This is a genomic window from Tsukamurella pseudospumae (genome assembly GCF_001575205.1).
Classification (GTDB): Bacteria; Actinomycetota; Actinomycetes; order Mycobacteriales; family Mycobacteriaceae; genus Tsukamurella; species Tsukamurella pseudospumae.
Genome location: NZ_LSRE01000047.1, coordinates 19,874 through 35,101, shown reverse-complemented (window position 1 = coordinate 35,101; position 15,228 = coordinate 19,874). Strand labels below are relative to the sequence as shown.

General features: G+C 70.6%; 16 protein-coding genes. 4 read left to right on the top strand and 12 right to left on the bottom strand.

All coding sequences use genetic code 11. The features are described from left to right. Positions 1–87 precede the first annotated feature (87 nt). Positions 88–615 (top strand): HNH endonuclease signature motif containing protein, encoded by a 528-nt coding sequence (locus tag AXK61_RS19225; RefSeq protein WP_068746721.1) that lies wholly within the window; start codon positions 88–90, stop codon positions 613–615. 23 nt (positions 616–638) lie between these two features. Here the strand turns inward: AXK61_RS19225 and AXK61_RS19220 are convergent, their stop codons facing one another. From AXK61_RS19220 to rapZ, 9 genes are all read right to left on the bottom strand, one after another. Beyond that, entirely contained in the window at positions 639–1,082 is a 444-nt protein-coding gene (locus AXK61_RS19220; RefSeq protein ID WP_068569076.1) for a limonene-1,2-epoxide hydrolase family protein, read from the bottom strand. A 134-nt stretch (positions 1,083–1,216) separates the two neighbouring features. Next, entirely contained in the window at positions 1,217–1,462 is a 246-nt protein-coding gene (gene secG / locus AXK61_RS19215) for a preprotein translocase subunit SecG (RefSeq protein WP_414930011.1), read from the bottom strand. Positions 1,463–1,521: 59 nt separating this feature from the next. Next, the gene (gene tpiA / locus AXK61_RS19210) at positions 1,522–2,304 is read right to left on the bottom strand and encodes a triose-phosphate isomerase (protein WP_068746720.1); all 783 of its coding nucleotides are present in this window, start codon (positions 2,302–2,304) and stop codon (positions 1,522–1,524) included. A gap of 2 nt (positions 2,305–2,306) precedes the next feature. Then, a complete protein-coding gene (locus AXK61_RS19205; RefSeq protein ID WP_068746719.1) occupies positions 2,307–3,539 on the bottom strand; it encodes a phosphoglycerate kinase in 1,233 nt (410 codons plus the stop codon). Further along, complete coding sequence (gene gap, locus AXK61_RS19200) at positions 3,539–4,555, bottom strand: type I glyceraldehyde-3-phosphate dehydrogenase (RefSeq protein ID WP_068746718.1); 1,017 nt, start codon at positions 4,553–4,555, stop codon at positions 3,539–3,541. Before gap ends, AXK61_RS19205 begins: the two co-directional genes overlap by 1 nt. 105 nt (positions 4,556–4,660) lie before the next feature. Beyond that, positions 4,661–5,317, bottom strand: a complete 657-nt coding sequence (locus AXK61_RS19195) for a hypothetical protein (protein WP_068746717.1) — start codon at positions 5,315–5,317, stop codon at positions 4,661–4,663. Between the two features lie 46 nt (positions 5,318–5,363). Next, the gene (whiA, locus tag AXK61_RS19190; RefSeq protein WP_197466873.1) at positions 5,364–6,395 is read right to left on the bottom strand and encodes a DNA-binding protein WhiA; all 1,032 of its coding nucleotides are present in this window, start codon (positions 6,393–6,395) and stop codon (positions 5,364–5,366) included. A gap of 55 nt (positions 6,396–6,450) precedes the next feature. Continuing rightward, positions 6,451–7,398 (bottom strand): gluconeogenesis factor YvcK family protein, encoded by a 948-nt coding sequence (locus tag AXK61_RS19185; protein WP_068746715.1) that lies wholly within the window; start codon positions 7,396–7,398, stop codon positions 6,451–6,453. Further along, complete coding sequence (gene rapZ, locus AXK61_RS19180) at positions 7,395–8,252, bottom strand: RNase adapter RapZ (RefSeq protein WP_068569869.1); 858 nt, start codon at positions 8,250–8,252, stop codon at positions 7,395–7,397. Before rapZ ends, AXK61_RS19185 begins: the two co-directional genes overlap by 4 nt. 124 nt (positions 8,253–8,376) lie before the next feature. Between rapZ and AXK61_RS19175 the strand changes: the two genes are divergently transcribed. The 3 genes from AXK61_RS19175 to AXK61_RS19165 all read left to right on the top strand — a co-directional run bounded on the left by AXK61_RS19175 (position 8,377) and on the right by AXK61_RS19165 (position 11,588). Beyond that, positions 8,377–8,850 carry a M15 family metallopeptidase gene (locus AXK61_RS19175; protein WP_068746714.1) on the top strand — a complete coding sequence of 158 codons (474 nt, stop codon included), beginning with the start codon at positions 8,377–8,379 and terminating at the stop codon, positions 8,848–8,850. Positions 8,851–8,943: 93 nt separating this feature from the next. Beyond that, on the top strand, positions 8,944–10,917 hold the full coding sequence (gene ggt / locus AXK61_RS19170) for a gamma-glutamyltransferase (protein ID WP_068746713.1): 1,974 nt from the start codon (positions 8,944–8,946) through the stop codon (positions 10,915–10,917). 65 nt (positions 10,918–10,982) lie between these two features. After that, positions 10,983–11,588 carry a DUF6928 family protein gene (locus AXK61_RS19165; RefSeq protein ID WP_082789449.1) on the top strand — a complete coding sequence of 202 codons (606 nt, stop codon included), beginning with the start codon at positions 10,983–10,985 and terminating at the stop codon, positions 11,586–11,588. Here AXK61_RS19165 and AXK61_RS19160 read toward each other — a convergent pair. Genes AXK61_RS19160 through AXK61_RS19150 form a run of 3 tightly spaced genes read right to left on the bottom strand, consistent with a single transcriptional unit; the run spans position 11,579 to position 15,212 of the window. Then, positions 11,579–12,643, bottom strand: coding sequence for an ABC transporter ATP-binding protein (locus tag AXK61_RS19160; protein WP_068746711.1), 1,065 nt, complete (start codon positions 12,641–12,643; stop codon positions 11,579–11,581). The genes AXK61_RS19165 and AXK61_RS19160 overlap by 10 nt on opposite strands. After that, positions 12,640–14,169, bottom strand: coding sequence for an ABC transporter permease (locus tag AXK61_RS19155; RefSeq protein ID WP_197466874.1), 1,530 nt, complete (start codon positions 14,167–14,169; stop codon positions 12,640–12,642). Before AXK61_RS19155 ends, AXK61_RS19160 begins: the two co-directional genes overlap by 4 nt. Continuing rightward, on the bottom strand, positions 14,166–15,212 hold the full coding sequence (locus tag AXK61_RS19150; protein WP_068746709.1) for an iron ABC transporter substrate-binding protein: 1,047 nt from the start codon (positions 15,210–15,212) through the stop codon (positions 14,166–14,168). The genes AXK61_RS19155 and AXK61_RS19150 overlap by 4 nt, the downstream gene beginning before the upstream one ends. Positions 15,213–15,228: the final 16 nt, after the last annotated feature.

Below are 15,228 nucleotides of genomic sequence, written 5' to 3'. Positions count from 1 at the left end.
CCTGCACTCGTCCGGGCACGCGGAAGCTCCGGATACCGGCCATCGGCGGACCTACGCCGCTACCTGCGACTGATCCACCCCCGGTGCGTGTTCCCGCACTGCAACCGACCCGCGGCGAGGGCCCAGATCGACCACCGCCGCGAATACGACCACACCTCACCCGAACTCGGCGGGCAGACCACCGCCGAGCAGATCCAACCGCTCTGCATCAGCCACCACCAGCTCAAGACCGCAGGAGAGTGGATCGACGCGCGGCTGCCCGACTGCCGGATCCTGTGGACCTCACCCGACGGACGGCGCTACATCGTCGACCCCACCGGCATCATGCTCACCCTCTTCCCCGACCTCGCCCGCGTCGAATGGATCACCCCCGCAACCACGCGATTGGGAGCAGATGGTGCAGCGGGGAATGAAACGCGGCCCGGGGGACGCACCCGCCTGCAACGCGAACACGCCCGCCGCGAAGGACTCCGCCGCGACAACGTCACCGCGTACGAAGCGGAACGGAATCGGAAAGCCCTGCCGGTCAGCGAGATCGAGGCCGGAATAATGAGCATCGTCGGGATGCCCCACCAACGTCCCGCGCCGTCGTTCGACGGCCCGCCACCCTTCTGAGAGCCCGCTCCGAAAGCGGCGCATCACCGCTGCAACGGCGTCATCTTCCGCTGCGCGGCGGGGATCGCGAGGGCGAGCACCCCGCGCAGCACGCCCTTGGCGATGTCGAGATTGTCGAAGTAGTCGCGCCACACCGCGATGCGGCCGTCGCGCACGTCGAACCGGCCGCACACCCAGAACCGGACGGCCAAGGGGCCCACCCGCAGCTCGTCGATGCGCTCAGTGAGGACGACGGCACCGTCGGACGCGATGGAGGTGACCTCCACGCCGAACCCGAGCCCGGGCCTGGCGAGCAGCCGGATCACGCGCCCCGCACGGTCGCGCCCCCGGAGGGTGGCCAGGCCGACGTTCGTGTACACCACGTCATCCGCGAATGCGGCCACGGCGTCCTCCGCCCGACCGTCCGCCATGTCCGCAAGGAACGCCAGCACCGTCGCCTGTTCGTCGAGCACAATCGCCTCAGTCATGGCCCGACAGTACCGCCGCCGAAGCACCCCGTCGTCCGCCCGAGGGCGGAGATCCGACACCGGTCCCCCGGGAACGACGACGGCGCCCCGAACCCCTGGGGGTTCGAGGCGCCGTCCGCGTTCGGTCGACCGCGTCAGGAACTGAGCTTGATGCTCAGCGTGACGCCGATGATGCACACGGTCCAGATGAGCCCGACGAAGATCGTGACCCGGTCGAGGTTCTTCTCCACCACCGACGAGCCCGAGAGCGACGACTGCACACCGCCGCCGAACAGCGACGACAGGCCGCCGCCCTTACCGCGGTGGAGCAGGACGAGCACCACCAGCAGCAGGCTCAGCACGAGGATGGCGATCTTCAGCACCAGCTGCAATGTTTCCACGAGGATCCAGTGTACCTTCCGGTCGTCGGTCGACGGTCAGGGCGCTCGGCGCGCCCGCGTCAGAGCGGTCCGCCGGCGGCGATCGCGCTCAGCGCGGCGAACTCGTCCGGCTTGAGCGAGGCGCCGCCCACGAGGCCGCCGTCGACATCGGTCTGCGCGATGAGCTCGCCCACGTTCTTACTCGACACCGACCCGCCGTACAGCACTCGGATCCCCGCCGCGACCTCGGCGCCGCCGAGCTCCGCGATGGTGGCGCGCACGGCTGCGCACACCTCCTGCGCATCCTGCGGGGTCGCGACCTTGCCGGTGCCGATCGCCCAGACGGGCTCGTAGGCGATCACGGTCTTCGACAGCTCGTCGCCGGTGAGGCCGGCGACGGACCCCTTCAGCTGCTCCACGTTGTACGCGACGTGGGTGCCCTGCTCGCGGATGTCCAGGCCCTCGCCGATGCACACGATGGGCGTGAGCCCGTGCCGCAGCGCCGCCTTGGCCTTGGCGAGGACGATCTCGTTCGTCTCACCGTGGATCGTCCGGCGCTCGCTGTGCCCGACCACCACGAAGGTGCAGCCCAGCTTGGCGAGGAAGGCGCCGGAGATGTCGCCGGTGTGGGCACCGGAGTCGTGCGGCGAGAGGTCCTGCGCGCCGTAGGTGATCTTCAGGTCGTCACCGTCGACGGCGGTCTGCACCGAGCGCAGGTCGGTGAACGGCGGGATGACGGTCACGTCGACGTGCGCGAAGTACTTGTCCGGCAGCGCGAACGCCAGCTTCTGGACCACCGCGATCGCCTCGAGGTGGTTGAGGTTCATCTTCCAGTTGCCGGCGATGAGCGGCTTGCGACTCATGACTAGCCCCTTTCCAGGACCTGCAGCCCCGGGAGCTCCTTGCCCTCGAGGTACTCCAGCGACGCGCCGCCGCCGGTCGAGATGTGGCTGAAGCCGTCCTCGTCGAGGCCGAGGGTCCGCACGGCGGCCGCGGAGTCGCCGCCGCCGACCACCGTGAACGCGCCGCCCAGCGTGGCCTTGATGACCGACTCGGCAACGGCCTTCGTGCCCGCGGCGAAGGCCGGGAATTCGAAGACGCCCATCGGGCCGTTCCAGAACACCGTCTTCGCCTCGGTCAGCACGGAGCCGAAGCGCTGCGCGGACTCCGGGCCGATGTCCAGGCCCATCCAGCCGTCCTCGATCGCGTCCGCGGCGACGGTCTTCGACGCGGCGTCGGCGGCGAAGGCGTCGGCGACCACGACGTCGACCGGCAGGTGCAGTACGTCGCCGAACTCCTCGAGCAGCTGCTTGCAGGTGTCGATCTGGTCCTCCTGCAGCAGCGAGGTGCCCACGGAGTAGCCCTGTGCCGCGAGGAAGGTGAAGGCCATGCCGCCGCCGATCACCAGGGTGTCGACCTTCGGCGCCAGCGCGCGGATCACGCCGAGCTTGTCGGAGACCTTCGAGCCGCCGAGCACCACGGCGTACGGGCGCGACGGGTTCTCCGTGAGCTGCGCGAGCACCCGCACCTCAGCCTCGACGAGGCCGCCGGCGTACGCCGGGAGCAGATTCGCGACGTCGAACACGGAGGCCTGCTTGCGGTGCACCACGCCGAAGCCGTCGGAGACGAACGCGCCCTCACCGGCGTGCGAGGAGACGTCGACGAGCTCGGCGAGGTCGCGGGCGAGCGCCTCGCGCTCCGCGTCGTCCTTGCTGGTCTCGCGCGGGTCGAAGCGCACGTTCTCGAGCAGGAGCACGTCACCGTCGGTGAGCCCCTCCGCGCGGGCGAGCGCATCCTGCCCCACCACGTCGCCGGCCAGCTGGACGTTGCGTCCGAGCCGCTCCCTCAGTTCCTTCGCGACGGGCGCGAGGGAGAACGCGGGATCGGGCTCGCCCTTGGGGCGTCCGAGGTGGGCGGTGACGATCACCTTGGCGCCCGCCTCTGCAAGCGCCTGGAGAGTGGGCACCGAGGCGATGATGCGGCCCGGGTCGGTGATCACGCCGTTGTCGTCGAGCGGCACGTTCAGGTCGCTGCGGACCAGCACGGTGCGGCCCTCGACGCCCTCGGACAGCAGGTCGGAAAGTGTGGGAACGGTCATCAGAGCGATTTACCTACCAGATCAGTGAGGTCCACGAGGCGGTTGCTGTAGCCCCATTCGTTGTCGTACCAGGACACGACCTTAGCCTGATCGCCGATCACCTTGGTCAAGCCCGCGTCGAAGATCGAGCTCGCGGGGTCGGTGACGATGTCGGACGAGACGATCGGGGCGTCGTAGTACCTGAGAATGCCCTTCAGCCTCCCCTCCGCGGCCGCCTTCATCGCGGCGTTGATCTCCTCGGCCGCGGCCTTCTTCTCGAGCTCCACGGTGAGGTCGGTGACGGAGCCGGTCGGGATCGGCACGCGCAGCGCGTAGCCGTCCAGCTTGCCCGCCAGCTCTGGCAGCACGAGGCCGATCGCCTTGGCGGCGCCGGTCGAGGTGGGGACGACGTTGATCGCGGCGGCGCGGGCGCGGCGCAGGTCCTTGTGGGGGCCGTCCTGCAGGTTCTGGTCCTGCGTGTAGGCGTGCACCGTGGTCATCAGCCCGCTGACGATGCCGAACTCGTCGTTGACGACCTTCGCCAGGGGGCCGAGACAATTGGTGGTGCAGGAGGCGTTGGAGATCACGTCCTGGCTGCCGTCGTACTTGTCGTCGTTGACACCCATGACGATCGTGATGTCGGCGTCGGCCGCGGGCGCGGAGATGATCACCTTCGTGGCGCCGGAATCCAGGTGAGCCTTCGCCTTGTCCCGGGCGGTGAAGATGCCGGTCGACTCGATGACGACGTCGACGCCGAGGTCGCCCCACGGCAGCGCCGACGGGCCCTCGCGCACCTCCAGCGCGGTGATGGTCTGATCGCCGACGCGGATGGTGTCGCCATCGGCCACGATGTCGGCGTCGTACCGGCCGAGGATCGAGTCGAACTTCAGGAGATGGGCGAGGGTGGCGTTGTCGGTGAGGTCGTTGACCGCCACGATCTCGATGTCGGTGGTACCGAGCGCCTTCTGGGCCGCCACCGCCCGGAAGAAGTTCCGGCCGATGCGGCCGAACCCGTTGACGCCTACACGAACAGTCACAGTGGTGCTCCTTCGGACGAGGAATTCCTGCCCGTCAACGGTAGCTCCGGAGCACCCTCCCCGCTCGGTTGTCGACGGTGTCCGATCGGCCGCGTTCGTGCCCGGTCACTCGGCTTTCGCGTGCCGCCCGACGGTGGGCGAGACGAAGACACTCGGCGCTCGAGCATCACCGAGGTACACGAACGCCAGCAGAACGTAGACGGCCCCCGACGGCAGGGCGGTCAGGCTCGCCCCCATGTCCACCCACACCGCGATCGTCGCGGCGAACCCGAAGGCGAACAGTCCGCGGCCGAGCCACGCCGGCGTCCGCGCGGTCCACAGCCGACGGATCGACGCCTTCGTGGGACCGTTGGTCCCGGCCCGCAGCGCCATCCACCGGCGCACCGGGCCGAGGCCCGCAGCCGCGGCGATCGGCCGCCACCGTCGAACGGCCCGACGACGGTGCGCGCACCAGTAGAGCCTGCGCCCCGACGCCGTCAGGGCGTAGCCATAGAGAGCCGCCAGGAACAGGAGTTGCGCCACGGCCAACGCCCCCGTCGACAACCACAGCGCGAAGGTGAACCACCCCGGCAACGTCCGCCCGAACCACGTGGCGCCGGGTTCGCGGATCCGCCGGGCGAGGTCGTGCAACTCCGGCGCGTAGATGAGCACGTACGCCACGACGAGCAGCACGACGAGGAAGAGAACGAGCTTCACGCCGAGCGCGATGCGTCGCAGTGGGCCACGACCGGCCGCGTCGGGCTCCACGATCTGTTCATCCATGCGTCGATGATATCGACCTGGACAAATTCTCAATACAGTCTGTCGATCATCCCTCGTCGAGCATGTCCGCGGTGACGGCGGACTCGGTGTCCGGCACACCGTCGGCGGCGGCCCGCTTGTCGGCCATCGAGAGCAGCCGCCGGATCCGGCCGGCCACCGCGTCCTTGGTCATCGGGGGGTCGGCGAGCTGGCCGAGCTCCTCCAGCGAGGCCTGACGGTGCTGCACGCGCAGCGATCCCGCCTGCGCGAGGTGATCGGGCACGTCCGCACCCAGGATCTCGAGCGCACGCTCGACGCGCGCCGCGGCCGCCACGGCGGCCCGGGCGGACCGTCGGAGATTGGCATCGTCGAAGTTCGCCAGACGGTTCGCGGTGGCGCGGACCTCGCGGCGGTTGCGCTTCTCCTCCCAATCCAGCTTCGCGTCGTGCGCGCCCATCTGCACGAGCAGGTCGCCGATCGCCTCACCGTCGCGGACCACCACCCGGTCCGCGCCGCGCACCTCGCGCGCCTTCGCCGTCACGCCGAGCCGTCGCGCGCAGCCGACGAGGGCGAGCGCGACCTCGGGCCCCGGGCAGGAGACCTCGAGCGCGCTCGAGCGCCCCGGCTCGGTGAGCGAGCCATGGGCGAGGAAGGCGCCGCGCCAGGCGGCCGCCGAATCCAGTTTGGAACCGCCCACGATCTGCGAGGGCAGGCCGACGACGGGGCGGCCGCGCATGTCGAGCAGGCCGGTCTGCCGCGCGAGGGCCTCGCCGTCCTTGACCACGCGGACGATGTACCGGGCGGCCTTGCGGAGTCCGCCGGCGCTGAGGACGTGCACATCGGAGTTGTAGCCGTAGAGATCGAGGATCTCCTTGCGGAGGCGGCGGGCGGTGATCCCCATGTCCACCTCGGCCTCGACGATCACCCGTCCGCCCTGGATGTGCAGGCCGCCCGCGAACCGCAGGAGCGAGGCGACCTCGGCGCGACGCGCGCTCACCTGGTTGATGGAGAGCCGACTGAGCTCGTCCTTGACCTGGGATGTGAGCGCCACTACCAGCCGTCCTTCCGGGACTTCGCGTACGGATTCGAGAGCAGGCATTCACTGTAGGGCATTCGCGTCGGCGGGGGCGACGGCGACGCATCCACCTCCACGGTCAGGTGTCGAGCACGATACGCAGTCCGTGGGCCAATGCCTCGGGGTCGTGCTGATGCGATCCGGGGACCCCCACGTCGACGAAATGCGGACGTGCGCCGAACAGCGCGGTGGCGCGGATCAGGTGCTCGCGTTCGGTACCCGGCGGCACCGTCGCGGCGTCGACGATGATGTCGTCGAACTTCAGGCCCTCCGCGTGCGCCGCGAGTACGTGCAGGTGCCGCTCCGGCGAGTACCCACCGGTCTCCTCCGGCTCGGGCGCCAGGTTGAGGATGAGCACGCGACGCGCGGACGTGCGCCGCAGCGCGTCGAGCTGCTCGGGGACCAGGACGTGCGGGATGACGGAGCTGAACCACGAACCGGGGCCGAGTGTCACGACGTCGGCGGCCATGATCGCCTCGACCGCGTCCACGCACGCCTCGGGGTGCGCAGGCAGCAGCCGCACCCGGCGCACCTGGCCGGGTGTCACCGCGACCGCGACCTGGCCGCGGATCACGCGCGAGAGGCGCGGATCGTCCTCCAGCCCGGTCACATCGGCCTCGATCCGCAGCGGGCCGGGCACCATCGGCAGCACCCTGCCCTGTACACCGAACCGGTCCCCGATGGCGTCCAGGGCCTCGACGGGGTCGCCCAGCACCTCGCACAGCCCGGCTAGCAACAGGTTCCCCACCGGATGTCCGGCCATCGCCCCGCCGCCGCCGAAGCGGTGCTGCAGGATGCCGGCCCAGAACTCGCCACGATCGTCGTCGGGCATGAGCGCCGCGAGCGCCATCCGCAGGTCGCCGGGCGGGATGATGCCGAGCTCGCCGCGCAGTCGACCGGACGATCCGCCGTCGTCGGCGACGGTGACGATCGCCGTGATCTCGGCGTCCAGTGCACGGGCAGCACGCAGGGTGGCGAACAGTCCGTGACCGCCGCCGAGCGAGGCCACCTTCAACGCAGCAGTCATTCCAGCCCCAGATCCCGGTGCGCCGCACGCACTTCGATGCCCGGCTTATCGGAGAGCCGACGTACCAGCTCCTCCGTCATGGCCACGCTGCGGTGCTTCCCGCCGGTGCAGCCGATGCCGACGGTGAGGTAGGTCTTGCCCTCCCGGCGGTAGCCGTCGAGCAGCGGGTCGAGCAGCTTCGCGTAGGTGTCGAGGAACTCCGACGCCCCGTTCTGCCCCAGCACGTACCCGGACACCTCTGGCGTGAGGCCGTTGAGCGGCCGCAGCTCCGGCACCCAGAACGGGTTCGGCAGGAACCGCACGTCCAGCACCATATCGGCGTCGAGCAGGATCCCGTTCTTGAAGCCGAAGGACTCGACGGTGACGGTGATCGTCCCGGAGCGCAGCGTGCGGAAGGAGTTCTCGATCGTCTCGCGCAGTCGGGCCACCGACAGGTTCGAGGTGTCGAGCACGAGGTCGGCCGTCGACCGGATGGGTTGCAGGATGCGGCGTTCCGCGGCGATGCCCTCGGCGAGCGTGCCGCTGCCCTGGAGCGGATGCTTGCGGCGCACCTGCTCGAACCGGCGGATCAGCGTCTCGTCCGAGGCGTCGAGGAACAGCACCCGCGGCTCGATGTCCTTGCCCTGCAACTCGCGCCGGATGTTCGCGAAGTCGCCCGTGAACGTGCGGGATCGGACGTCCGTGACGATGCACAGGCGGTGGATCCGCGACTCGTCCGCCAGGGAGATGTCGACCATGTTGCTGATCAGCGCGGGCGGCAGGTTGTCGGCGACGTACCAGCCGAGATCCTCCAGGACCTTCGCGGCCGTCCCGCGGCCCGCGCCGGACAGCCCGGTCACCAGCAGCACGTCCATCGGGCCGTCGCTGCGGTGCTCGCCGACGGTCCGCTCCTCCGCTGTCGTCTCCCCGTCCCCGGTCGGGCGCACGGCCCCTCCTCGTCGCTTGGTGGTCCTACCGACCAGCCTAGAGTCTTCAGACGTGTCCCGCCCTCACACCGTCGTACTCCTCGCCGCCGCTCTCGCGGCGACGGCGTCCGTGCTGGTCGCGCCCGCCGCGTCGGCCGACACCGTGCCCGGCACCGTCGGGCTCGTTCCCGCCCTCGCGCAGGCCTACTCTGCCGCCTACCGGGCCGCTGCCGCGGAGGGCGTCGCGCTCAGCGTCACGTCCGGGAAGCGCTCGTGGGCCCAGCAGGAATCACTGTGGACCCAGGGCGTCGCCCAGTACGGCTCGCCGGCCGCGGCACGCCGGTGGGTGCTGCCGCCCGCCGAGTCCACGCACGTCAGCGGCGAGGCCGTGGACGTCGGCCCGTGGCAGGGCGCTGCGTGGCTGCAGGCGAACGGGAACCGGTGGGGCCTGTGCCGCACCTTCGGCAACGAGTGGTGGCACTTCGAGCTCGTCACCTCGGCCGGCGGCGCCTGCCCGCCGACGGTGCCCGACGCCTCCTTCCGCTGACGGACGCCGAACCTCCGCGGGGTCTCGCCGAACCCTTCGCACCACTCACGGGCCGGTGTTAGGTTGCGAGGATCCAACTCCTTGGAGGACTCCATGTTCCGTCTCAGGTCGGCGGCGGCAGCCGCGTTCGTGATCCCCCTCGCCGTGGCGGGGTGCGGAACGTCCGGGTCGGACGGTGGCCCGTCCGGCGGACCGTCGTCGGTGACGATCGCGGCGGGCGGCTGCGACGCGACCGGCGCGGCGGGCACCATGTACAAGCCCTCGGCCACGTCGTCGCCGAACGGCCCGCGGGACATCAGCACGAACCCCGAGGGCTCATCCGGATACCGCTCCGGCCTGCCCGTCACGCACACCAAGGACTACGCGGTGGCCACCGCGAACCCGATCTCCACGAAGGCCGCGTGCGAGGTGCTCGCGAATGGCGGCACCGCCGCCGACGCGCTCGTGGCCGCGCAGACGGTGCTCGGGCTCGTGGAGCCGCAGTCCTCCGGCGTCGCGGGCGGTGCGTTCCTGCTCTACTACGACGCGAAGACGAAGAAGGTCCAGGCCTACGACGGCCGGGAGACGGCGCCCGCGAGCGCCGACGAGAACTACCTGCGCTGGATCTCGCCCACCGACCGGACGACACCGAAGCCCGACGCCCGGTCGTCGGGCCGGGCGATCGGCGTGCCCGGCGCGCTGCGGCTGCTCGAGGCGGTCCAGGGCGAGCACGGCAACAAGACCTGGCGCGAGCTCTTCGACCCGGCCGTCAAACTGGCCGACGACGGCTTCGAGATCAGCCCGCGCCTGGCCGGCGCGATCTCCGACGAGGCGAAGAACTTCGTCAACGACGCCGACCTCAAGGCCTACTTCCTCGAGGCCGACGGTGCGCCGAAGAAGGCGGGCGTCAAGCTCACCAACCCCGCCTACGCGAAGACCTTGGGCGCCATCGCCTCCGAGGGCGCGAAGGCGTTCTACACGGGGGCGATCGCCGACGCGATCGTGGCGTCCGTGCACGACACCACGGGCGGCCGCACCGCCGGCACGATGACGACGGAGGACCTCGCGAAGTACACCGTGAAGATCCGTGAGGCGGTCTGCACCCCCTACCGCGACCGCGAGCTGTGCGGCATGCCCGCACCCTCGTCGGGCGGGATCACGGTGGCGCAGGCGCTCGGCATCCTCAACTCCTTCGACCTGTCGAAGCTCGGACCGGCCGCGGTGCACGGCGCGGATCCCGGCCCCGACGGCGGCATCCCGACCGCAGAGGCGATCCACCTCGTCTCCGAGGCCGAGCGGCTCGCGTACGCGGACCGCGACAAGTACATCGCCGACCCCGACTTCATCCCGCTGCCCGGCGGCTCGCCCGCCGCGCTCGTGGACCCCGCGTACCTGGCGGGCCGGGCCAAGCTGATCGACCGGAACAAGACGATGGGCACCGCCAAGCCCGGCGAGTTCCCCACCGCCACACCGGGTGTCACGACCACGCCGGAGCACGGCACCAGCCACATCACGGTGCTCGACAAGTACGGCAACGTGGCGTCGATGACCACCACCGTCGAGTCGGCCTTCGGCTCGTACCACATGGTCGACGGCTTCCTGCTCAACAACCAGCTCACCGACTTCTCCGCGGAGCCCGTCGATTCCGCCGGGCAACCGGTCGCGAACCGGGTGCAGCCGAACAAGCGGCCCCGCAGTTCGATGTCGCCGACGATCCTGTTCGCACGAGGCTCCGACGGCGGCCGCGGAGACGTGCTCGGCGCGCTCGGATCCCCCGGTGGCGCCGTCATCATCCAGTTCGTGATCAAGACGATCATCGGCCTCACGGACTGGCAACTGAATCCGCAGCAGGCGGTGGGCATGGTGAACTTCGGCGCCGCCAACTCGCCGAAGACGAACGTGGACAGCGCCCATCCCGTCCTGGCGACCGACGAGGCGAAGAAGGTCGTCGAGCAGCTCCGGGCGCTCGGGCACACGCTCAACCTGGCGCCGCAGGTCTCGGGGCTGTCGGCGATCGTGAAGCAGGGCGATGTGTACGCCGGCGGTGCCGACCCGCGCCGCGAGGGAGTCGTGCTCGGCGGCAGCTGACGCGCTGTGCCGGGCAGGGCGATGCACCGCATTTGTTCGCGCCGTCCGGTCGCTATCCTGAATCCATGGGAATGAAGTGCAATTTCATGGTGGCGTCCCGGTCGAATCCCGCGGCAGCACTGCGCGACCTGCCGGAGCTCGATGTCAAGGCGTCCGATGCGCTCGCCACGACCATCCTCGGCAAGCGGTCCTGGGGACGCGCACGCCGATCCCACCGGACGGGTGATCTCTCCATCGACGTCTACCCCAAGGACGGCGAGATCGCGGTGGCGGTCTACGGGGATCTCGTGATCGTCGCCGGCGAAGACCTGCTGTCCTGGTTCGAGCAGGTCCCGGACGCCTGGGGCGAGACCTTGATCGCCGGCTACGACGTGGACGTCTACGTCCTCCATTCCGTCGTGAGCATGGGCTGCTTCGCCACGTGGCGCGGCGGCGAACTGACCCGGTCGTTCGCCGGATCGAGCGACGACGGCGTGATCGTCGATGAGGGCGAACGTCTCCCGTTCGAAACCGGCCTCGAGGGTGCCGGTGACGACGGTGACGGTGACGAGCACGACTTCGGCTGGATCACGGAGAACGCCATCCTCGACCGTCTCGGATACTGCTACGAGGGTCCCTACTCCCCCGACAACCTCGACCCGGCGACGGTGCCGCTGCTCGTCTACCGCTGAGTCGCTGCCGGATCCAGCGGCACCGCGGAGCCGACCACGCGGAGCGCCACCCTGTCGCCCGCCGCGGGCAGCTCGGTGCTCGGGTGTCGAAGGACGACGACGGTCCCGTCGCTCAGGGCCACGGTAACCGTCGCGTCGGGGCCGAAGAATTCCACCCTGGTGACAGTGGCGGGCACGCCCTCCCCCGTGATCCGGATCTGCTCGGGCCGGAGCAGTACGGTCTTCGCCTCGCCCGCGGCACCGGAGGTGCCCTCCGCCAGCGGGATCCGCCCCAGCGCGGTGTCGGCGACGGCGCCGTCGACGGCACCGTCGAGCAGCACGACGTCACCGAGGAACCGGGCCACGACCTCGGAGTCGGGATGCGCGTAGACCCGGGCCGGCGGTCCGACCTGCGCCAGGACACCGTCGCGCAGGACCGCGACCTGGTCGGCGAAGGACAGCGCCTCGGCCTGGTCGTGGGTGACGAGCACCGTCGTGATCCCGGCCGCGCCGAGCACCTCCGCGACGGCGGCGCGGGTCGCCACCCGCAGGCCCGCGTCGAGCGCGGAGAAGGACTCGTCGAGGAGCATGATCCGCGGTCGGCCGGCGAGAGCACGCGCGAGCGCGACACGCTGCTGCTGCCCGCCCGACAGCTCGTGCGGATACCGCCGCGCCAGAACCGGATCCAGTGACACCATCGCGAGCAGGTCGTCGATCCGGCGGGCGATATCCCGGCGCCGGGCCGGCAGCAGCGATCGGCCGAGGCCGAACGAGATGTTGCGCCCCACCGACAGGTGCGGGAACAGCGCGCCGTCCTGCGCCACGTAGCCCACGCCGCGTCGGTGCGCCGCGACCCACGCACCGTCCGACGCGAGGTCGCGGTCGCCGAGGCGGACCGATCCGGCGTCGGGTCGCGCGAATCCGGCGACGAGGCGCAGCAGCGTCGTCTTGCCCGACCCGGACGGTCCGACCACCGCAGTGATCGACCCGGCGCGCACCGTCAGATCGACGTCCCGCAACACGGTTTCGGCGCCGAAGCGTTTGCTGAGTCCGCGCAGCCGCAGCTCGGCACTCATCTCGATCCCCTCCGTCGGGTAATGGGTCCGGCGGACCGTCGGGACTGCCGGAACAGCAGGTACGTGGTGGGCAGCGACAGCAGCACCATCGCCAGCGCGTAGGGCGCCGCTCCGGCGTAGTCGATCTCGCTGCTCTTGGCCCAGAACTCCGTCGCGAGGGTCCGGGTCCCAGTGGGCGCCAGGATCAGTGTCGCGGTCAGCTCGTTGGTCACCGCCAGGAACACGAGCGCCGCGCCCGCGGCCGACGCGGGCGCGGTCAGCCGGAGGGTGATGCGCGCGAAGGCCGTCGGGGGCGACGCTCCGAGCGCGCGGGCGGCCTCCTCCAGCGAGGGCGGCGCCTGCGCGAGTCCGGCGCGCAGCCCCACGGCTGCGCGCGGCAGGAACAGCATCACGTACGCGACCAGGAGCACCGTCGCGCTCTGGTAGAGGTCCGGGACGGCCCGGATGGACACGGTGACCAGTGCGAGTCCGATGACGATGCCCGGCATCGCGCTGCTGACGTACGTGGACGCCTCCAACGTGCGGGTGATCCGGTTCGGCTCACGGACGGCGAGGTAGGCCAGCGGGAACGCTGCGGCGACGGTGACCACCGCGGTCACCGCGCCGTAGCCCAGGGAGGTGCCGAGGGCGTCGATCAGGTCGGCCGGCACCGTCGCCGCGGCGCCGCGCACGGTCCAGCGCACGACGAACCACAGCGGCAGCCCCAGCGCGGCGGCGACGAGGGCGAGCAGCGCGAGTTGCGCGCCGATCTGATACCCACCCAACGGGATCCGGACGGGCCTCGCGACCGCCCCGGATCCGACCCGCGCGTACCGGGCGCGGCCCCGCGCGGCCACCTCGCCGACGAGCAGGAGCAGGCACAGTGCCGCCAGCACGCCCGCGAGCATCGATCCCGCGGCGCCGTTGAAGGTCGACTGGTACTGCACCATGATCGCGGTGGTGAAGGTGTCGAACCGGATCATGGCGAAGGCACCGTACTCGGCGAGCAGATGCAGCGCCACCAGCACCGCGCCGCCGAGCGCGGCGAGCCGCAGCTGCGGGAGCACGACGCGCACGAACACTGCCCAGCGGCCCAGGCCGAGCGCGGCAGCGGACTCCTCGAGGGCCGGGTCGAGGCGGCTCAGCGCGGCTGCGACCGGGATGTACACGAGCGGGTAGTAGAAGAGCACCGCGATGAGCACTCCCGCCCACAGGCCGCCCAGCGACGGGATCGCGGAGACCCAGCCGTAGCTGCCGACGAACGCGGGGATCGCGAGCGGCGTGGCGAGCAGCAGAGACCAGACGCGACGGCCCCACAGCACGGTGCGCTCGACCAGCCACGCGCCGCCGACGCCGACGATCACGCTGAGCGGGACGGCGATCGCCGTGAGGAGGACGGTGTTGGTGAGGAGCTCGGCGACGCGGGGCCGGAACACGAGCCGGGCGGATTCCGCCCAGCCCGTGTCGATCGTCGTGTAGACAACGAAGCCCAACGGCACCGCCGCGACCGCCGCGATGGCTCCGGCCGCGAGGGTGAGCAGCCTCAGAGCAGGCCCGCCTCGGTCATCAGGGTGACGACCTGCGGGCCGTTGAGCTTAGCCGGGTCGACGGTCGGCGCCTGCAGGTCCGCCATCGGGACGAGCTTCGGGTTGGCAGGCACGTCGGAGGCCACCGGGTACTCGAAGGCCGTGCCCTTCTCGAGGACCTCCTGGCCGGTCTTGGAGGTGATGAACTTCAGCAGCTGCTGCGCCTGGGCCTGCTTCTTCGAGGACTTCAGAACGCCGCCGCCCGAGATCGACACGAAGGCGCCCGGGTCCTGGTTCTTGAAGTAGTGGGTGCCCACGTTGCCGGAGTTCTCGGCGGTCTTGGCCTGATCGCCGTAGAAGTAGTAGTGGTAGATCAGGGCGGTGTCGACCTCACCGGCGTTGACGGCCTTCATCGCGGCGCCGTTGCCCTTGTACTCCTTGGCGCCCGCCTTCATCGCAGCGAGCCAGTCCTTGGTCGCCTGCTCGCCCTTGAGCTGCAGATACGCCGAGACGATCGCCTGGAAATCGGCGCCCGACGGCGAGGCGCTCCAGCGCCCCTTCCACTCCGGGCTCGCGAGATCGGCCATCGACTTCGGCAGCTGCTCGGGGGTGAACTTGCGCTTGTCGTAGACCAGCACCGTCGAGCGGGCGGCGATGCCGGTCCACTTGCCCGTCGAGGGCTTGAGACCGGCGCCCACCTGGGCGAGGGTCGCGGGATCGATGTCGGCGAACAGGCCCTTGTTCTCAACCTGCGTCATCGCCGGGGAGTTCTCGGTGAGGAAGACGTCCGCGGGCGAACGATCGCCCTCGGCGATGATCTGCTGGGCCAGCTCCGAGTCCTTGCCCTGCCGGATCGTGACTTTGATGCCGGTCTGCTCGGTGAACTTCGCGACCCACTCCTTGGTGAGGCTGTCGTGCTGGGCGTTGTAGAGCGTCAGGTCGCCGCCCGCGGCGCCGGCGCTCGACGGTGCCGCACCGTCTCCGCTCGAGCCGCAGGAGGTGATCGTAAGGGAGGCTACCGCCACCAGTGCGGCGGCCAGGGTAGTACGCGTGCGCAACGACATCGTCGAATCCTTTTCT

Coding starts and splice junctions, on each gene's coding strand:
- AXK61_RS19220 (WP_068569076.1), bottom strand. CDS start 1,082: ATGACTGAGGCGATTGTGCTCGACGAACAGGCGACGGTGCTGGCGTTC.
- tpiA (WP_068746720.1), bottom strand. CDS start 2,304: ATGAGTCGCAAGCCGCTCATCGCCGGCAACTGGAAGATGAACCTCAAC.
- AXK61_RS19205 (WP_068746719.1), bottom strand. CDS start 3,539: ATGACCGTTCCCACACTTTCCGACCTGCTGTCCGAGGGCGTCGAGGGC.
- AXK61_RS19195 (WP_068746717.1), bottom strand. CDS start 5,317: ATGGATGAACAGATCGTGGAGCCCGACGCGGCCGGTCGTGGCCCACTG.
- whiA (WP_197466873.1), bottom strand. CDS start 6,395: ATGCCTGCTCTCGAATCCGTACGCGAAGTCCCGGAAGGACGGCTGGTA.
- AXK61_RS19185 (WP_068746715.1), bottom strand. CDS start 7,398: ATGACTGCTGCGTTGAAGGTGGCCTCGCTCGGCGGCGGTCACGGACTG.
- rapZ (WP_068569869.1), bottom strand. CDS start 8,252: ATGGACGTGCTGCTGGTGACCGGGCTGTCCGGCGCGGGCCGCGGGACG.
- ggt (WP_068746713.1), top strand. CDS start 8,944: ATGTTCCGTCTCAGGTCGGCGGCGGCAGCCGCGTTCGTGATCCCCCTC.
- AXK61_RS19165 (WP_082789449.1), top strand. CDS start 10,983: ATGGGAATGAAGTGCAATTTCATGGTGGCGTCCCGGTCGAATCCCGCG.
- AXK61_RS19160 (WP_068746711.1), bottom strand. CDS start 12,643: ATGAGTGCCGAGCTGCGGCTGCGCGGACTCAGCAAACGCTTCGGCGCC.
- AXK61_RS19150 (WP_068746709.1), bottom strand. CDS start 15,212: ATGTCGTTGCGCACGCGTACTACCCTGGCCGCCGCACTGGTGGCGGTA.